Source organism: Pseudomonas sp. GW821-FHT03C07, assembly GCF_059420925.1.
In genome coordinates, this window is sequence record NZ_JBWKUQ010000025.1 from 1 (window position 1) to 16,994 (window position 16,994).

Here is a 16,994-nt window from a genome sequence, read left to right on the forward strand (position 1 = left end):
CGCTGTCGTTGGCTTCATTAGAATGCCACCGTGGCGCTACAGACGCCTCGGCTTGGGCGAGTCCATCCAATTACAGGATGGCGTGTGACCTGGAGTCGTGCATCGGGGGCCGTCCTGTGAACGAGGAGTCAGCGTCATGCCGTTGCCGTCGATGAAAGATCAATTCGCTGCGCTGATTGCAGTCCCGTCTGTAAGCTGTACCCAGCCGAGCCTGGATCAGTCCAACCGGCCGGTGATCGACCTGCTGGCGACCTGGCTCGGCGACCTGGGCTTCAACTGCGATATCCAGCAGGTCAGCCCCGGCAAGTTCAACCTGCTCGCCAGCTTCGGCAGTGGCCCCGGCGGCCTGGTGCTGGCCGGGCACAGTGACACCGTACCGTTCGATGGCGCACTGTGGCAGACCGACCCGCTGAAACTGACCGAAGTTGACGGCCGCTGGGTCGGCCTGGGCAGTTGCGACATGAAGGGCTTTTTCGCCCTGGCGATCGAAGCCGTGCTGCCATTGCTCGACCAACCGTTCAAGCAGCCGTTGCTGATCCTCGCCACCTGCGACGAAGAAAGCTCCATGTCCGGCGCCCGCGCCCTGGCCGCCGCGGGTCGTCCGCTCGGCCGCGCCGCGGTGATCGGCGAACCCACGGGGCTGAAGCCGATCCGCCTGCACAAGGGCGTGATGATGGAACGCATCGAGATTCTCGGCCGCAGCGGCCACTCCTCGGACCCGAGCCTGGGCCATAGCGCCCTGGAGGCCATGCACGACGTCATCGGCGAGCTCAAGGGGCTGCGCTGGCAATGGCAGCGCGAATACAACAACCCGCAATTCAGCGTACCGCAGCCGACCCTGAACTTCGGCTGCATCCACGGCGGCGACAATCCCAACCGGATCTGCGGCCAGTGCTCCCTGGAATTCGACCTGCGGCCTTTGCCGGGCATGGACCCGAGCCTGCTGCGCGCGGCGATCCACGCCAAGCTCGAACCCCTGGCGCAGCGGCATCAGGTGAAGATCGACTATGCACCGCTGTTTCCCGAAGTGCCGCCGTTCGAACAGGCCGCTGACACGGAACTGGTACAAGTTGCTGAAAAACTTACCGGTCATCGCGCCGAGGCAGTGGCATTTGGCACCGAAGCACCTTATCTTCAGCGCCTCGGCTGCGAAACCCTGGTCCTGGGCCCGGGCGATATCGCTTGTGCGCATCAGCCGGGGGAATACCTCGAAATGTCACGTTTGCAGCCTACCGTGCATCTACTGCGTGAATTGATTCAACATTACTGCTTGAGCCCGGCCGCAACCTTGCGTTAAATGCGCGGCTGACTGACTTTTTACCCGATACCAAGGAGAGCGCGCGTGTCGCCAAGCCTGTTCCGACGATAACCAACAGCCCGTTGTGCGTTTTGACGTTGCATCTATTTTTTATTGGCTGTTTTTTATACAGGTTCAGGTTTTATGCCCGATTACGTGAATTGGCTTCGCCATGCGTCTCCCTATATCAATGCCCACCGGGACTGCACCTTTGTGGTCATGTTGCCCGGCGACGGCGTCGAACACCCCAACTTCGGCAATATCGTCCACGACCTGGTGCTGCTCCACAGCCTGGGGGTGCGGCTGGTGCTGGTGCACGGTTCGCGTCCGCAGATCGAAAGCCGCCTGGCGGCGCGTGGCCTGACCCCGCATTACCACCACGGCATGCGGATTACCGATGCGGCGACCCTGGAATGCGTGATCGATGCCGTGGGCCAACTGCGGATCGCCATCGAGGCGCGCCTGTCCATGGACCTGGCCGCTTCGCCGATGCAGGGCTCGCGGCTGCGGGTCGCCAGCGGCAACCTGGTCACGGCGCGGCCGATCGGCGTGCTCGAAGGGGTCGACTATCACCACACCGGCGAAGTGCGCCGGGTCGACCGCAAGGGCATCAATCGCCTGCTGGACGAGCGCTCGATTGTCTTGCTGTCACCGCTGGGCTACTCGCCCACCGGGGAAATTTTCAACCTGGCCTGCGAAGACGTGGCGACCCGTGCCGCCATCGACCTGGGAGCGGAAAAGCTCCTGCTGTTTGGCGCCGATCATGGCCTGATCGATGAAAATGGCAAGCTGGTCCGCGAGCTGCGCCCACAGCAGGTGCCGGCGCATCTGCTGCGTTTGGGCAACGATTACCAGGGCGAGTTGCTGGATGCGGCGGCGCAGGCCTGCCGCGGCGGCGTGGCGCGCAGCCATATCGTCAGTTATGCCGAGGATGGCGCGCTGTTGACCGAGCTGTTTACCCGTGACGGCGGCGGTACGCTGGTGGCCCAGGAGCAGTTCGAACTGGTGCGCGAGGCGGCCATCGAGGATGTCGGCGGTTTGCTCGACCTGATCAGCCCGCTGGAAGAGCAGGGCATCCTGGTGCGGCGTTCGCGGGAAGTGTTGGAGCGTGAGATCGAGCAGTTCAGTGTGGTCGAGCGCGAGGGGATGATCATCGCCTGTGCGGCGTTGTATCAGATCGCCGATTCAGAGGCGGGGGAGTTGGCGTGCCTGGCGGTGAACCCGGAGTATCGCCATGGCGGTCGCGGTGATGAATTGCTGGAGCGGATCGAGGCGCGGGCGCGGGCGCAGGGCTTGAAAACCTTGTTCGTGCTGACGACCCGTACCGCGCACTGGTTCCGCGAGCGCGGTTTCGAGCCGAGCAGCGTGGAACGGCTGCCGAGTGCGCGGGCTTCGCTGTACAACTACCAGCGTAATTCGAAGATCTTCGAAAAAGCCCTTTAACCTTTGAGGGCGGATCTTGCCTGAGAGGCTTTTGTTAGCCTTGAGGGCCTCTTCGCGGGCAAGCTCCGCTCCCACAAGGCCTGCATCGTACGCGTCTTCTGTGCACGACACCGACCTTGTGGAAGCGGAGCTTGCCCGCGAAAGCGTCAGTGGCAGCGCCGCATCAGTTACTGATCGCCAGGATGCTCGCCTGGTACGACCCGACAAACACGTCGAAATCCCCCACTTCGTTCTGTTCCAGCTCAGCCTGTTGCACCAGGGACTGACGGGCCTTCTCCTCGAAGCCGGCCTGCTCTTCCTTGCTCAACGGCTGGCCATGGAAGAACTCGGCATGGGCCAGGCTCTGGCGCATCGAGAACTGCGCGAAGCTTTCCTTGTGCAGGGTCATGCTTGCCAGGACCTGGGCCGATGGCGTCAGGGATGGGTCCTTGACCTTGGCGAACTGCTCGTCCAAGGCCTTGCCATGGCCGTCGCCACCGTGGCTGCGGTCCAGCAACGCCGCCAGCGGCGCGATCTTCTCCAGCAACTCGGCGGCCCATTCCTTCAGCTCCACCGGTTGGCCCTGACGCTGCAATTGCAGGCCCGGACGCCGACCTTCCTTGACCACGGTGAGGAAGTTCGAAGTGGCGTTGCCGCACTCGTTGTTTGCGAACAACGGGCTTTCGTTCAACGCGCAATACAACAGGAACGCATCAAGGAAGCGCGCTTCGGTCAGATCGATGCCGGTCGGCAGGAACGGGTTGATGTCCAGGCAGCGCGCCTCGACATACTGCACGCCACGGGCCATCAGCGCCTGGATCGGCCGCTCGCCGGTGTAGGTCACGCGCTTGGGGCGAATATTGGAGTAGTACTCGTTTTCGATCTGCAGGATGTTGGTGTTGAGCTGCACCCACTCACCATCCTTGTGCGTACCGATCTCTACGTAAGGCGCGTAGGGAGTGGCCACCGCTTTACGCAGGCTGTCGATGTAGCTGTCCAGATCGTTGTAGCACGGCGTCAGGCCAGCCTGGGCGTTGCTTTGGTAACCCAGGTCGCTCATGCGCAGGCTGGTGGCGTAGGGCAGGTACAGCGTCTCGGCGTCGAATTGTTCCAACGAATGGGAACGACCGCGCAGGAACCCGGCGTCCAGGGCCGGCGAGGCACCGAACAGGTACATCAGCAGCCAGCTGTAACGGCGGAAGTTACGGATCAGCGCGATGTAGGCCAGCGACTGGTAGTCGCGGTCGCTGCCGACGAAACCTTCGGCCTGCTTGAGCACCGGCCAGAGGTTTTCCGGCAGCGAGAAATTGTAGTGAATCCCGGCAATGCACTGCATGGTCTTGCCGTAGCGCAGGGCCAGGCCCTGGCGGTACACATACTTGAGTTTGCCGATATTCGAGGTGCCGTAATAGGCGATTGGAATATCTTCTTCGGCCGGCAGCGGGCAGGGCATCGATGGGCTCCACAGGTACTCGTTGCCGAGCTTGCTGTAGGCGAAACGATGGATCTTGTCCAGGCTGGCGAGGGTGTCCGCCGGGTCGGCCAGGGCGGGAGTAATGAACTCCAGCAGCGACTCGGAATAGTCGGTGGTGATTTGCTCGTTGGTCAGTGCGGAGCCCAGCTCTTCGGGGTGCGGTGTCTGCGCCAGGCGAGCAACGCTGGTGACGCGCAGGCATTCACGCTCGATGCCGTGCAGGCACTGTTCGAGCAGAGAGAGGTGGTCGCGCTCGCCGAGCAAAGCCAGGCGGCGGTTGAGAAGTTCGCTCAAGTTGGATTCCTTCACGCGTCGGTCGCCCCAATATGGGGGTGGGCAAGACGGTCTACAAGGGTGAAGTTGAGAACTGGCGTGGTCGCCTGGTAAATATCAGAAAACGCCGACACTTCCTCCCTGGGTCGGAGGCGGTGCTGGAAAAAATTCCGACACCGCTTTCACAGTGTCGAAATTAACCCAAATCGAGCAGGGGCGGCTAGAGAACAGCGAACGTGCCTTGTGCTTTCGCGACAAGTTTGTCGCCTTGGCGCACTTCGGCCTCGACCACCAAGGTGCGGCGGCCGGGATGGATGACCGTGGCGACGCACAGCACTTCGCCCTCGGACACCGCGCGCATGTAGTTGATCTTGCACTCGATGGTCACGCTGCGCTGGTCAAAACCATGGGAGCTGGAACAGGCCAGCCCCATGCTGATGTCCACCAGGCTGAAGATCGCCCCGCCGTGCATCACATTGCCGCGATTGCGCAGGTGCGGCTCCAGTGTCAGGGCCACTTCGGCCACGCCGTTTTCCAGGCGTAGCGGGCGGCAGCCGAGCATCTCGCTGAAAGCGCTCTGGGTGAGGCCGTCAGGCAGATCCATCAGCGTTTCTTCAACTGTTTGGCGTTGGCGAACAGCGAGGCCATGGCATTGTTGCTTGGCGCGGCGGGCGTGCTTTCCTTGCGCGGCGCGGTGTTCTGCGACGGCCGTGGTGCCGAGCCCGGGCGCGAGCCACGGGCACCGTCGACTTTCTCGCCGGGGGTGTCGCTCATGCGCATCGACAGGCCGACGCGTTTGCGCGGGATGTCGACTTCCATGACCTTGACCTTCACCACATCGCCGGCTTTCACCGCTTCACGCGGGTCCTTGATGAATTTCTCGGACAATGCCGAGATATGCACCAGACCGTCCTGGTGCACACCGATATCGACGAAGGCACCGAAATTGGTGACGTTGGTCACCACGCCTTCGAGGATCATCCCGGGTTCCAGATCCTTGAGGTCTTCGACGCCGTCCTGGAACGCAGCGGTCTTGAACTCGGGACGCGGGTCGCGGCCCGGTTTCTCCAGTTCCTGGAGAATGTCGGTGACGGTGGGCAGGCCGAAGGTTTCATCGGTGAACTTCTTCGGGTCCAGACGCTTGAGGAAGCTGGCATCGCCGATCAGCGAGCGGATGTCGCGGTCGGTTTCGGCGGCGATGCGCTGCACCAGCGGATAGGCTTCCGGGTGCACGGCGGACGAATCCAGCGGGTTGTCGCCGTTCATCACCCGCAGGAAGCCGGCGGCCTGCTCGAACGTCTTCTCGCCGAGGCGGGCGACTTTCTTCAGCGCGGCGCGGGTCTTGAACGCGCCGTTTTCATCGCGGTGGTTGACGATATTCTGCGCCAGGGTCGGGTTGAGGCCGGAAATCCGCGCCAGCAGCGCCACCGAAGCGGTGTTCACATCGACGCCGACGGCGTTCACGCAGTCTTCCACCACCGCATCCAGGCCACGGGCCAGCTTGAGCTGGGACACGTCGTGCTGGTACTGGCCGACACCGATGGATTTCGGGTCGATCTTCACCAGTTCGGCCAGCGGGTCCTGCAAGCGGCGGGCAATGGACACGGCGCCACGGATCGACACATCCAGGTCGGGGAATTCCTTGGAGGCCAGTTCCGAGGCTGAGTACACCGATGCGCCTGCTTCGGAAACCATGACCTTGGTCATCTTCATGGCGGGGTATTTCTTGATCAGTTCGGCGGCCAGCTTGTCGGTCTCACGGCTGGCGGTACCGTTGCCGATGGCGATCAGGTCCACCGCATGCTTGGCGCACAAGGCGGCGAGCACGGCGAGGGTCTGGTCCCACTTGTTGTGCGGTACGTGCGGATAGACGGTGGCGTGGTCGAGCAGCTTGCCGGTGGCGTCCACCACCGCGACCTTGCAACCGGTGCGCAGGCCCGGGTCGAGGCCCAGGGTGGCGCGCGGGCCGGCCGGCGCGGCCAGCAGCAGGTCGTGCAGGTTGTGGGCGAACACGTTGATCGCCTCGGTTTCCGCGCCGTCGCGCAACTCGCCCAGCAGGTCGGTTTCCAGGTGGGTGTAGAGCTTGACCTTCCAGGTCCAGCGCACCACTTCGCCCAGCCATTTGTCGGCGGGACGGTTCTGGTTCTGGATGCCGAACTGCTGCCCGATCATGCCTTCGCACGGATGCATGCTGCCTGGTTGCTCGTCGCCGACTTTCAGCGCGGAGCTGAGAATGCCTTCGTTGCGGCCACGGAAAATCGCCAGGGCGCGGTGCGACGGCATGCTTTTCAGCGGTTCGTCGTGTTCGAAGTAGTCGCGGAACTTGGCGCCTTCTTCTTCCTTGCCGGCGATCACCCGGGCACTCAGGGTGGCTTCCTGCTTGAGGTAGTTGCGCAGCTTGTCGAGCAGGCCGGCGTCTTCGGCGAAGCGCTCCATCAGGATGTACTTGGCGCCTTCCAGTGCCGCTTTCACGTCCGCCACGCCTTTTTCGCCGTCGACGAAGCGCGCGGCTTCGCTTTCCGGGGCCAGCGACGGGTCGTTGAACAGGCCGTCCGCCAACTCGCCGAGACCGGCTTCGAGGGCGATCTGGCCCTTGGTGCGGCGCTTCTGCTTGTACGGCAGGTAAAGGTCTTCGAGACGGGTCTTGGTGTCGGCCAGCTTGATATCGCGGGCCAGCTCCGGGGTCAGCTTGCCTTGCTCTTCGATGCTGGCGAGGATGCTGATACGCCGTTCGTCGAGTTCTCGCAGGTAGCGCAGACGCTCTTCCAGATGCCGCAGCTGGATGTCATCCAGGCTGCCGGTCACTTCCTTGCGGTAGCGCGCGATGAAGGGCACCGTGGAGCCCTCATCCAGTAGAGCGACGGCCGCTTCGACCTGTTGTGGGCGGACGCCGAGTTCTTCGGCGATGCGGCTGTTGATGCTGTCCATAAAACCACCTGACAAAGTGTGAAAGCAGACGCGTCGAGGCTCTCAAGCCATGGGACGAATCTGGTTTGGGATCAAAAGGCAGCCTTGAGACCCATGAAATCAGCACATTGCTGTGTGCCTTGGAAAATAAAGAGCGGCACGCCACAGCAATGATCAGACGTTGCCTGAGACAAGAGGCGGCGCATTATAACCAGCGTTCCGGGCTTGCGGGGATTGTGCACCGGCGCGGGGGGCTTTAGAGCGTTTACTGGTAGTTGAGGAAAAATCTGCTAACAATGCACCGGATACGGATAAGGGCCGCTGGGCCCATAATGCGTGCCGAGATCAAAGGAGCATCCAATGAGCAGCACTGCAAACCCTGCTGAAGGCGAAAAAATTCTCATCGTTGATGACGATCCCGGGCTGAGCAGCCTGTTGGAACGTTTTTTCACCAGCAAGGGCTATCGCGCCCGCGCAGTGGCGAACACCGAACAGATGGACCGCCTGCTGTCGCGTGAAGTTTTCAACCTGGTGGTCCTCGACCTGATGCTGCCCGGCGAAGACGGCCTGACCGCCTGCCGTCGCCTGCGCGCGGCGAACAACCAGGTACCGATCATCATGCTCACCGCCAAGGGCGACGAGCTGAGCCGGATCAAGGGCCTGGAACTGGGCGCCGACGATTACCTGGCGAAACCCTTCAACCCCGATGAGCTGATGGCCCGGGTCAAGGCCGTGTTGCGTCGCCAGTCGGCACCGGTGCCGGGCGCACCGGGCAGCGAAGACGAAAGCGTGACCTTCGGTGACTACGAACTGTCCCTCGCCACCCGCGAACTCAAGCGCGGCGAAGAAGTGCACATGCTCACCACCGGCGAGTTCGCGGTACTCAAGGCGCTGGTCATGCATGCCCGCGAGCCACTGACCCGCGACAAGCTGATGAACCTGGCCCGTGGTCGTGAGTGGGATGCCCTGGAGCGTTCCATCGACGTGCAGATTTCCCGTCTGCGCCGCATGATCGAACCCGACCCGTCCAAGCCACGCTATATCCAGACCGTCTGGGGCGTGGGTTACGTGTTCGTGCCGGACGGCGCCGCGACCAAGTGACGATGCCTGGTGCCTGTTGACGGGCGCCTGTTGATCGATAGGAACGATTCGCCCGGGTAAACCCCGGGCGAGTCGCAATCCGCAATATGCGAGCCCGCCCGCTCGCCTCTGCAAAGTGTCCAGCGGCTGCTCATGAAAACCCCTCTCTGGTTCCCCCAAAGTTTCTTCGCCCGTACCCTCTGGCTGGTGCTGATCGTCGTGCTGTTCTCCAAGGCGCTGACCCTGGTGTACCTGCTGATGAACGAAGACGTGCTGGTGGACCGTCAGTACAGTCACGGCGTGGCGCTGACCCTGCGCGCCTATTGGGCGGCGGACGAGGACGATCGCGACAAGATCGCCGACGCCGCGGGCTTGATCCGGGTGGTCAGCGGTGGGGTGCCGGAAGGTGAACAGCACTGGCCCTACAGCGAGATCTACCAGCGCCAGATGCAGGCTGAGCTGGGGGCCGACACCGAAGTGCGCTTGCGCATGCACTCGCCGCCGGCCCTCTGGGTGCGGGCGCCGAGCCTGGGCGCCGGCTGGTTGAAAGTGCCGCTGTACCCGCATCCGCTGCGCGGGCAGAAAATCTGGAGCGTGTTGGGCTGGTTCCTGGCCATCGGCTTGCTCTCCACCGCGTCAGCCTGGATTTTTGTCAGCCAGCTCAACCAGCCATTGAAACGCCTGGTGGATGCGGCGCGGCAACTGGGCCAGGGGCGCAGCGTACGGCTGCCGATCAGTGATACCCCCAGCGAAATGACCGAGGTGTACCGGGCCTTCAACCAGATGGCCGAGGACGTCGAACAGGCGGGGCGAGAGCGGGAGTTGATGCTGGCGGGGGTGTCCCATGACTTGCGCACGCCGTTGACGCGGCTGCGCCTGTCGCTGGAGCTGATGGGTAGCCATGACGATCTCAGCGACGAAATGGTCCGCGATATCGAGGACATGGACGCCATCCTCGACCAGTTCCTCGCCTTTATCCGTGACGGTCGCGACGAATCGGTGGAGGAGGTCGACCTGAGCGAACTGGTGCGCGAGGTGGTGGCGCCCTACAACCAGAGCGAAGAGCGGGTGCGCACACGGCTGCAACCGATCCAGCCGTTCCCGTTGCGCCGGGTGTCGATGAAGCGGCTGTTGAACAACCTGATCGGCAACGCCCTGCACCATGCCGGCGAAGGCGTGGAAGTGGCGGCCTATGTCTCGGGCGACAGCAGTGCGCCGTATGTGGTGCTGAGCGTCATGGACCGCGGTGCGGGGATCGATCCGGCGGAACTGGAGGGGATCTTCAACCCCTTCACCCGGGGTGACAAAGCCCGTGGCGGCAAGGGCACAGGCTTGGGGCTGGCGATCGTCAAGCGGATCGCCTCGATGCATGGCGGCAATGTCGAACTGCGCAACCGCACCGGCGGCGGCCTGGAAGCGCGAGTTCGTTTGCCGCTGGGGTTGATGCTGCCCCGCGATGCGGTCTAGGGTTTAACCCTTACCCTTGGTCCGAGTCATGTTCGGGCCACCATTTTTCTCGATATGCTCGATGATGATCCCGGCCACGTCCTTGCCGGTGGTTACTTCGATGCCTTCCAGGCCTGGCGAGGAGTTCACCTCCATCACCAACGGACCGTGATTGGAACGCAGGATATCCACCCCGGCCACGCTCAGGCCCATTACCTTGGCCGCGCGAATTGCGGTCATGCGTTCTTCCGGGGTGATCTTGATCAGGCTGGCGCTGCCACCACGGTGCAGGTTGGAGCGGAACTCACCGGGCTTGGCCTGGCGCTTCATCGCCGCAATCACCTTGTCGCCGACCACGAAGCAGCGGATATCGGCGCCACCGGCTTCCTTGATGTACTCCTGGACCATGATGTCCTGCTTCAGGCCCATGAATGCCTCGATCACCGACTCCGCCGCCGTCGCCGTTTCACACAGCACCACGCCGATACCCTGGGTGCCTTCGAGCACCTTGATCACCAGCGGCGCGCCATTGACCATCGCGATCAGATCGGGAATATCGTCCGGCGAGTGGGCAAAACCGGTCACCGGCAAGCCGATCCCGCGCCGCGAGAGCAACTGCAGCGAGCGCAGCTTGTCCCGTGAGCGGGCGATGGCCACCGATTCATTGAGGGGGAACACCCCCATCATTTCGAACTGGCGCAGCACCGCGCAGCCATAAAAGGTCACCGACGCGCCGATCCGCGGGATCACCGCGTCGAAGCCTTCCAGGGGCTTGCCGCGATAGTGGATCTGCGGCTTGTGGCTGGCGATGTTCATATAGGCGCGCAAGGTGTCGACCACCACCATCTCATGGCCACGGGCGACGCCGGCCTCGACCAGGCGACGGGTGGAATACAGACGCGGATTACGCGACAGCACAGCGATCTTCATGCAACACCTGTGGCAGAGGTAGTAGTGACCGGGAAAACCGGCTTGTCTTGAACGTATTTGTGTCCCGGATTGACCACCAACTGGCCATCGATCAGGGCTTTGGAACCGAGCAACAGGCGATAACGCATGGCCTTGCGGCAGGCGAGGGTGAATTGCACCTGCCAGACCCGGTCGCCCAGGGCCAGGGTGGTGGCGATCACGTAACGCACCTGGGCATGGCCATTGGAGCTCTTGATGGTCTTCATCGTCAGCAGCGGCGCTTCGCAGCGGCGGTGTCGCAGTTGCACCACGCTGCCCAGGTGGGCGGTAAAACGCACCCACTTCTCGCCGTCGCGCTCGAAGGGCTCGATTTCGGTGGCGTGCAGGCTGGAGGTGCTGGCACCGGTGTCGATTTTTGCCCGCAGGCCGGCGACTCCCAAATCTGGAAGCGCCACCCACTCGCGCAGACCCACAACAGTCAAATGGTCAAATGTCTTCAAAATGCTCAACCGGTGGAGAAAGGCGCGCTGGCTGCCCGGCAGCCATAATCGCGGTATTCACGCAGAATATTGGGTAAATGGCGATAGTTATCTCAGCGACCTGTTTCAGGTTGTGAAATTACCCCCAGGATCACCTGGCATTCTAGACTGGCCAGGACCATTCAGCTTCGACAGCAACGGTAGTACAGTTCGACAATATTTCAGTTTGAGGAAGGACCGTGGCGCAGAAAACGGAAGAGGACGACAAGGTTCGGCTGGACAAGTGGTTGTGGGCGGCGCGCTTCTATAAGACCCGTGCCCTGGCCAAGGCGGCGATTGAAAGCGGCAAGGTGCATTGCCGTGGCGAGCGTTGCAAGCCGGGCAAGGAGCCGCGGGTGGGCGACGAGATCCAGATTCGTACCGGCTTCGACGAACGGACCGTGGTGGTGCAGGCGCTGTCGCTGGTCCGCCGCGGCGCTCCTGAAGCGCAGACGCTCTATGCTGAAACCGAGCAGAGCCTGGCCAAGCGCGAAGCCGCGGCGGCTCAACGCAAGGCCGGTGCCTTGGGCCTGACCACCGATGGCAAGCCGAGCAAGAAACAGCGCCGTGATCTGTTCAAGTTCCGTGACAGCGGCGCCGACTAGGGCGCCGTGCGGGAGGGGCTTGCAGCGCTGAGGTTTACCGGACGGGGGCTGTCCTTGTGGGAGCCGGCTTGCCGGCGATGGCGATGCGGGATTCGCCGCCGCTCTCACTGGCCCTGCACGGCCTACAGGATCTTATGCCCTTGACTGGTCGCCATTCGCCCCCATGTTGCTTGGTACAAATCCCGTTTGTTCATAAAATGCTCACTTCCCTGGGCAGAACACCCTTATTCCTACTTCCAGAATCGATACCTATGTCAGACCTACCGGACACCGACTACACCCAGCGCTTCATCTTCGATGACAGCGACACCCGCGGCGAATTGGTGTCGCTGGAGCGCAGCTACGCCGAGGTGCTGGCCAAGCACCCCTACCCGGAGCCTATCGCGCAACTGCTCGGCGAGCTGATGGCTGCCGCGTCGTTGTTGGTCGGTACCCTGAAATTCGACGGCCTGCTGATTCTCCAGGCGCGCTCCGACGGCCCGGTGCCGCTGCTGATGATCGAATGCTCCAGCGAGCGTGAAATCCGTGGCCTGGCCCGTTACGACGCGGAGCTGATCCCGGCCAATGCGACCCTGGCCGAGCTGATGCCCAACGGTGTGCTCGCCCTGACCGTCGATCCGACCCAGGGCCAGCGCTACCAGGGCATCGTCGACCTGGACGGGGAAACCCTGTCGGAGTGTTTCACCAACTACTTCGTCATGTCCCAGCAGGTCGGCACGCGCTTCTGGCTCCACGCCGACGGCCGTCGTGCCCGTGGCATGCTGCTGCAACAGTTGCCCGCCGACCGCCTGCGCGAGCAGGACGAACGCGATGCCAGCTGGCAGCACCTGACCGCCATGGCCAGCACCCTGACCGCCGACGAACTGCTGAGCCTGGACAACGAGACCGTCCTGCACCGCCTCTACCACGAAGAGAGCGTGCGCCTGTTCGACCTCCAGCCGCTGCGTTTCCATTGCAGCTGTTCGCGGGAGCGTTCGGGCAATGCCCTGGTCAGCCTGGGGCTGGAAGATGCCCAGCAACTGGTGGTCGAGCACGGGGGCCGGATCGAGGTCGATTGCCAGTTCTGCAACCAGCGTTATCTGTTCGACGCCGCTGATGTTTCGCAATTGTTCGCCGGTGCTGGCGTCGACACCCCGTCAGATACTCGTCACTAAAACGTTTCAGCGCAGGTAAATCTCCTGTCAAACGACAGAAAATGGGCGTTCTGACAGGAGGACCCTACTTTTTTTGGGCTTTTCTGGCATAATCCGGCCCACTTTTTTCGCGGTAGTAGTGCGCGACTTTCTACTACAAAACGTTTGGAGCACTCGGCCAGTGGCCGACGGGGAATCTCATGACGCAAGCAATCAATGCCGTGTACACCGATCTGAGTGTTGACGATCTGGTAAAAGAAGCCCTGGCTCGTGGTGAAGGCGAACTCGCCGACACTGGCGCGCTGGTCGTGCGCACCGGTCACCGTACCGGTCGTTCGCCGGTCGACCGTTTTATCGTCGAAGAGCCTTCCACCCAGGACGCGATTGCCTGGGGCCCGATCAACCGCAAGTTCCCGGCCGACAAGTTCGACGCCCTGTGGAACCGCGTTGAAGCCTTTATCGGCGAGCGCGAGCGTTTTGTTTCCCACGTGCATGTCGGTTCCGACCCGGCGCACTACCTGCCGGTCAAGATGACCACCGGTACCGCCTGGCACAACCTGTTCGGCCGTTGCCTGTTCATCAACCCGGAAGCCGGCCAGTACAACGCCGGTGGCAAGGACGAGTGGCAGATCCTCAACGTGCCGGAGTTCGAGTGCGTGCCAGAGCGTGACGGCACCAACTCCGACGGCACCGTGATCCTCAACTTCGCGGCCAAGAAAGTCCTGATCGCTGGCATGCGTTACGCCGGCGAGATGAAAAAAGCCCTGTTCTCGGTGCAGAACTTCCTGCTGCCGGCTGTCGACGTGCTGCCAATGCACTGCGCGGCGAACATGGGTGAAGAGGGCGATGTGACCCTGTTCTTCGGCCTGTCGGGCACTGGCAAGACCACCCTGTCGGCTGACGAAAGCCGTTACCTGATCGGTGACGACGAACACGGCTGGGGCGTGGGCGTGGTGTTCAACATCGAAGGTGGTTGCTATGCCAAGTGCATCGACCTGTCCGAGAAGAACGAGCCGGTGATCTGGAAAGCCATCCAGCACGGCGCCGTGCTGGAAAACGTCGTGTTGGACGCCAACAAAAAGGCCGACTACGCCGACGACAGCCTGACCCAGAACAGCCGTGCGGCCTACCCGCGTGAACTGATCGAAAAACGCGCACCGAAAAACCTCGGTGGCGAGCCAAACGCCGTGATCTTCCTGACCTGCGACCTGACCGGCGTACTGCCACCGGTGTCGATCCTCAGCGAAGAACAGGCCGCTTACCACTTCCTGTCCGGCTACACCGCGCTGGTGGGCTCGACTGAAATGGGTTCGGGCGCCGGCATCAAGTCGACCTTCTCCACCTGCTTCGGCGCACCGTTCTTCCCGCGCCCGGCTGGCGAGTACGCTGAACTGCTGATCAAGCGTATTCGTGGTTTCGGTTCGAAGGTCTACCTGGTCAACACCGGCTGGACCGGCGGCGGCTACGGCGTTGGCAAGCGCTTCAACATCCCGACCACCCGTGGCGTGATTGCCGCGATCCAGAGCGGCGCGTTGATTGGCGCAGAGACCGAGCACCTGGACACCATCAACCTGGACGTGCCATTGGCCGTACCGGGCGTCGAGACTGGCCTGTTGAACCCACGCAACACCTGGGCTGACAAGGCTGCCTACGACGAAGCGGCGAAAGCGCTGGCGGGTCTGTTCACCGAGAACTTCAAGAAGTTCGACGTGAGCGACGCGATCAAGGCGGCTGGGCCGAAGTTGTAATCGAGTCTGGTTATCCGCCTCCAGAAAACCGCCCTTCGGGGCGGTTTTTTATTGTGTGGCTGATTTTGCTGTCGATAGCTTCAGGGGTATCCACTTTTGACGGTTTGTGAACGGCTGCGGGATTTTTGCTCATGGGCTGGGTGCTGGTAATCCGTTTGCACTAGCGGATTCCAGTAGTTTAAAGGGATGTCTCAGTATCTCCAGATCGTCCAGTTGCCTGCGCTTCGACTCTGGCAAGGTCTGATACCTGGCCTTGTAACGCAGCATTGTGTCGTAGCCCATGAGCTGAACAGTGGCGGCCAGGTTTTGTGGGTCGTCGGTTGCGGAGAATTCCGGCAGACCTGTTTCCCTGGCCATCTGTGTGGCAGCGAGTAGCTCGAGAGTGGCATGCTTCTCGCACTCCCACGACGCCAGGGATCTGAAGTACAGCAAGGCAATTTTCTTTTCTTCGTCATCCAGTCCGGCAGGGGACAATAGATTGGCAGGCAGGACCTTTTCCGTGTTTAGGCAGGCTTGTTGTTGTGCCTCCATGGCGGCGGTGGCCCTGGCGAAGTCGGCAATAACGAAGCCATGGAAGCGCTGCTCGACGGTTATGGACTGATCGGCGCTGGCTCCAAGGGCCAGTGCGCCAAGGCATCCGATCCAGATTGCCTTAGTACATGCAGCCATTGGCGACTCCTTTCCAGAACTCGAATTGAGCTCGATCGTGTAAGTGCTGCAGTGCCTGGTCATTGGCGATGGTGACGACTCGATTGCGCTGTATTTTCGACCAGGCATGTGTGCTTTCGCTGAAGAGCTTCCAGTCGTATTGGGTGATGTTGAAGGCCGTTTCCAGCGGCACGCTACGGGTGAATAAGCGGGCTATCACGCCACTCGACGTCACGGCTGCACCGAGCTGGGTCATGCGAGTGATTTTGTTGATCTGTTCGATGCTGGCGAGGCTTTGGGCATCGAGTTTCAATTGATGAATCAATGGGCAGGTATACACGGGAGCAGACCTCAACAGTATGAGGTTGCCTTATAACAATATTTATTTTTCGTGCTTAGTATGGCGAGCATCTTTCAGGCAGGGCTTTCGATATTAAAAGAAATAACTTACAAGAAAGTATGCATTTCTTATCCCCAGATGCACGAAAGCCCGCTCGATGAATCGATGCGGGCCTCGGAAGGTGGGCAAATGGTTGACCAGATGCGTTGTGGCTATTTTATCAATCTGCTCGTCCCAAGACAACAAACTTGGCGAGTAATACTTCAGTGAACCCAGTCTTCGTATTCAAGACCTGTAACACGACTGAACTCGCGCAGATTATTGGTGACTAGCTTGCACCCCATGGCTATGGCGTGGCCCGCAATGGCAGTATCATTGCCGCCAATGATTGAGCCGCTATCAGTTAATTGACGTCTTACTTCGATCACTGCGTCCACGGCGCTCTGATCCCACGGTAGGACAGCATCCAGGCGTTTCACAAACTCATCAACCATCGTTTTGTGTCTGGCGGACGCTTTCTTGCCGATCTGTCCGTAGCGCATTTCTGAATAAGTGATCGCAGAAATTACGATTCGGTTATTTCGGCCAACTTCTGCTACCAACCGCTTCAATACGGATTCTGGGCGTTCACGCATGATGAACGAGCAAATGCAGGTATCGAGCATATAGGTGGTCACAGGTTGAACCTACCTTCATCGGTGATGATGTCCGGACGCTCTTGCAGAAAGTCCGTGTCAGCAGCGGGCACTTCTGCCAGCGATTGCCAGCTGGGACGCACGGGGCGCAGGGTGATCACATCGCCATTGCGGGTAATTTCCAGTTCCCCTACACCTTCGTAAGCCATGTCGTTTGGTAGGCGAATCGCCTGATTTTTTCCGTTCTTGAAAATTGAGACTGTGCGCATGATGTCGCTCCTGCATATGTCTAGCATATGCAGAGTAGCATCGGTTTTTTGCATAGGCAAGGCATATGCCTGCTCGAGCATTGTCTGAATTGTCACCTGATTACCTCCAGAAGGGATTTTCTGCGGGCTATTGAGAGGCTGCGTCAGAAAGCCGAATGCAAATATTGAAGGCGCTGATACCTGCTGTGGATCAGCTCTTACCTTCATTCTCGTAGCCAGACTCTCAAAATGGGTTGTGAATTACCCAAGCTAAGTAGGCCATTTCCTATAGAGAAATGGCCTGTCTTTGA

The 16,994-nt window shown here is 61.1% G+C and carries 16 protein-coding genes; 7 read left to right on the forward strand and 9 right to left on the reverse strand.

Annotated features, from left to right (window positions below; genetic code table 11):
- Positions 1-136: 136 nt before the first annotated feature.
- Positions 137-1,297 carry an acetylornithine deacetylase gene (gene argE, locus AC07VG_RS30000; RefSeq protein WP_495000009.1) on the forward strand — a complete coding sequence of 387 codons (1,161 nt, stop codon included), beginning with the start codon at positions 137-139 and terminating at the stop codon, positions 1,295-1,297.
- A 144-nt stretch (positions 1,298-1,441) separates the two neighbouring features.
- Positions 1,442-2,740 (forward strand): amino-acid N-acetyltransferase, encoded by a 1,299-nt coding sequence (gene argA / locus AC07VG_RS30005; RefSeq protein ID WP_495000008.1) that lies wholly within the window; start codon positions 1,442-1,444, stop codon positions 2,738-2,740.
- A 163-nt stretch (positions 2,741-2,903) separates the two neighbouring features.
- Here argA and gshA read toward each other — a convergent pair whose 3' ends face one another.
- The 3 genes from gshA to AC07VG_RS30020 all read right to left on the reverse strand — a co-directional run bounded on the left by gshA (position 2,904) and on the right by AC07VG_RS30020 (position 7,394).
- Entirely contained in the window at positions 2,904-4,487 is a 1,584-nt protein-coding gene (gshA, locus tag AC07VG_RS30010; RefSeq protein WP_495000007.1) for a glutamate--cysteine ligase, read from the reverse strand.
- Between the two features lie 199 nt (positions 4,488-4,686).
- Complete coding sequence (locus AC07VG_RS30015) at positions 4,687-5,070, reverse strand: PaaI family thioesterase (RefSeq protein ID WP_495000006.1); 384 nt, start codon at positions 5,068-5,070, stop codon at positions 4,687-4,689.
- Positions 5,070-7,394 carry a Tex family protein gene (locus AC07VG_RS30020; RefSeq protein ID WP_495000005.1) on the reverse strand — a complete coding sequence of 775 codons (2,325 nt, stop codon included), beginning with the start codon at positions 7,392-7,394 and terminating at the stop codon, positions 5,070-5,072. Before AC07VG_RS30020 ends, AC07VG_RS30015 begins: the two co-directional genes overlap by 1 nt.
- Positions 7,395-7,733: 339 nt before the next feature.
- Here AC07VG_RS30020 and ompR point away from each other — a divergent pair, with 339 nt between their 5' ends.
- Positions 7,734-8,474: an osmolarity response regulator transcription factor OmpR gene (gene ompR / locus AC07VG_RS30025; RefSeq protein ID WP_100942051.1), complete on the forward strand. Its 741-nt coding sequence runs from the start codon at positions 7,734-7,736 to the stop codon at positions 8,472-8,474.
- Positions 8,475-8,606: 132 nt separating this feature from the next.
- Entirely contained in the window at positions 8,607-9,920 is a 1,314-nt protein-coding gene (locus AC07VG_RS30030) for an ATP-binding protein (RefSeq protein WP_495000004.1), read from the forward strand.
- Positions 9,921-9,923: 3 nt separating this feature from the next.
- Here AC07VG_RS30030 and rimK read toward each other — a convergent pair whose 3' ends face one another.
- Positions 9,924-10,829, reverse strand: coding sequence for a 30S ribosomal protein S6--L-glutamate ligase (gene rimK, locus AC07VG_RS30035; protein WP_040071574.1), 906 nt, complete (start codon positions 10,827-10,829; stop codon positions 9,924-9,926).
- The gene (gene rimB, locus AC07VG_RS30040; RefSeq protein WP_121141562.1) at positions 10,826-11,308 is read right to left on the reverse strand and encodes a retropepsin-like aspartic endopeptidase RimB; all 483 of its coding nucleotides are present in this window, start codon (positions 11,306-11,308) and stop codon (positions 10,826-10,828) included. The genes rimK and rimB overlap by 4 nt, the downstream gene beginning before the upstream one ends.
- A gap of 218 nt (positions 11,309-11,526) precedes the next feature.
- On the opposite strand from rimB, the gene AC07VG_RS30045 reads away from it, so the two are divergent.
- The 3 genes from AC07VG_RS30045 to AC07VG_RS30055 all read left to right on the forward strand — a co-directional run bounded on the left by AC07VG_RS30045 (position 11,527) and on the right by AC07VG_RS30055 (position 14,812).
- Positions 11,527-11,931, forward strand: a complete 405-nt coding sequence (locus AC07VG_RS30045; protein ID WP_495000003.1) for an RNA-binding S4 domain-containing protein — start codon at positions 11,527-11,529, stop codon at positions 11,929-11,931.
- A gap of 251 nt (positions 11,932-12,182) precedes the next feature.
- Positions 12,183-13,085 carry an Hsp33 family molecular chaperone HslO gene (hslO, locus tag AC07VG_RS30050; protein WP_495000002.1) on the forward strand — a complete coding sequence of 301 codons (903 nt, stop codon included), beginning with the start codon at positions 12,183-12,185 and terminating at the stop codon, positions 13,083-13,085.
- A gap of 179 nt (positions 13,086-13,264) precedes the next feature.
- On the forward strand, positions 13,265-14,812 hold the full coding sequence (locus AC07VG_RS30055) for a phosphoenolpyruvate carboxykinase (protein ID WP_495000001.1): 1,548 nt from the start codon (positions 13,265-13,267) through the stop codon (positions 14,810-14,812).
- A gap of 129 nt (positions 14,813-14,941) precedes the next feature.
- On the opposite strand, the gene AC07VG_RS30060 is transcribed toward AC07VG_RS30055, so the two are convergent.
- The 4 genes from AC07VG_RS30060 to vapB all read right to left on the reverse strand — a co-directional run bounded on the left by AC07VG_RS30060 (position 14,942) and on the right by vapB (position 16,911).
- Positions 14,942-15,481 carry a hypothetical protein gene (locus tag AC07VG_RS30060; protein WP_495000000.1) on the reverse strand — a complete coding sequence of 180 codons (540 nt, stop codon included), beginning with the start codon at positions 15,479-15,481 and terminating at the stop codon, positions 14,942-14,944.
- Positions 15,465-15,773, reverse strand: a complete 309-nt coding sequence (locus tag AC07VG_RS30065) for a hypothetical protein (RefSeq protein ID WP_103497973.1) — start codon at positions 15,771-15,773, stop codon at positions 15,465-15,467. The genes AC07VG_RS30060 and AC07VG_RS30065 overlap by 17 nt, the downstream gene beginning before the upstream one ends.
- Positions 15,774-16,063: 290 nt before the next feature.
- On the reverse strand, positions 16,064-16,477 hold the full coding sequence (locus AC07VG_RS30070; RefSeq protein WP_494999999.1) for a type II toxin-antitoxin system VapC family toxin: 414 nt from the start codon (positions 16,475-16,477) through the stop codon (positions 16,064-16,066).
- Positions 16,474-16,911 carry a type II toxin-antitoxin system VapB family antitoxin gene (gene vapB / locus AC07VG_RS30075; RefSeq protein WP_495022369.1) on the reverse strand — a complete coding sequence of 146 codons (438 nt, stop codon included), beginning with the start codon at positions 16,909-16,911 and terminating at the stop codon, positions 16,474-16,476. Before vapB ends, AC07VG_RS30070 begins: the two co-directional genes overlap by 4 nt.
- Between the last annotated feature and the right edge of the window lie 83 nt (positions 16,912-16,994).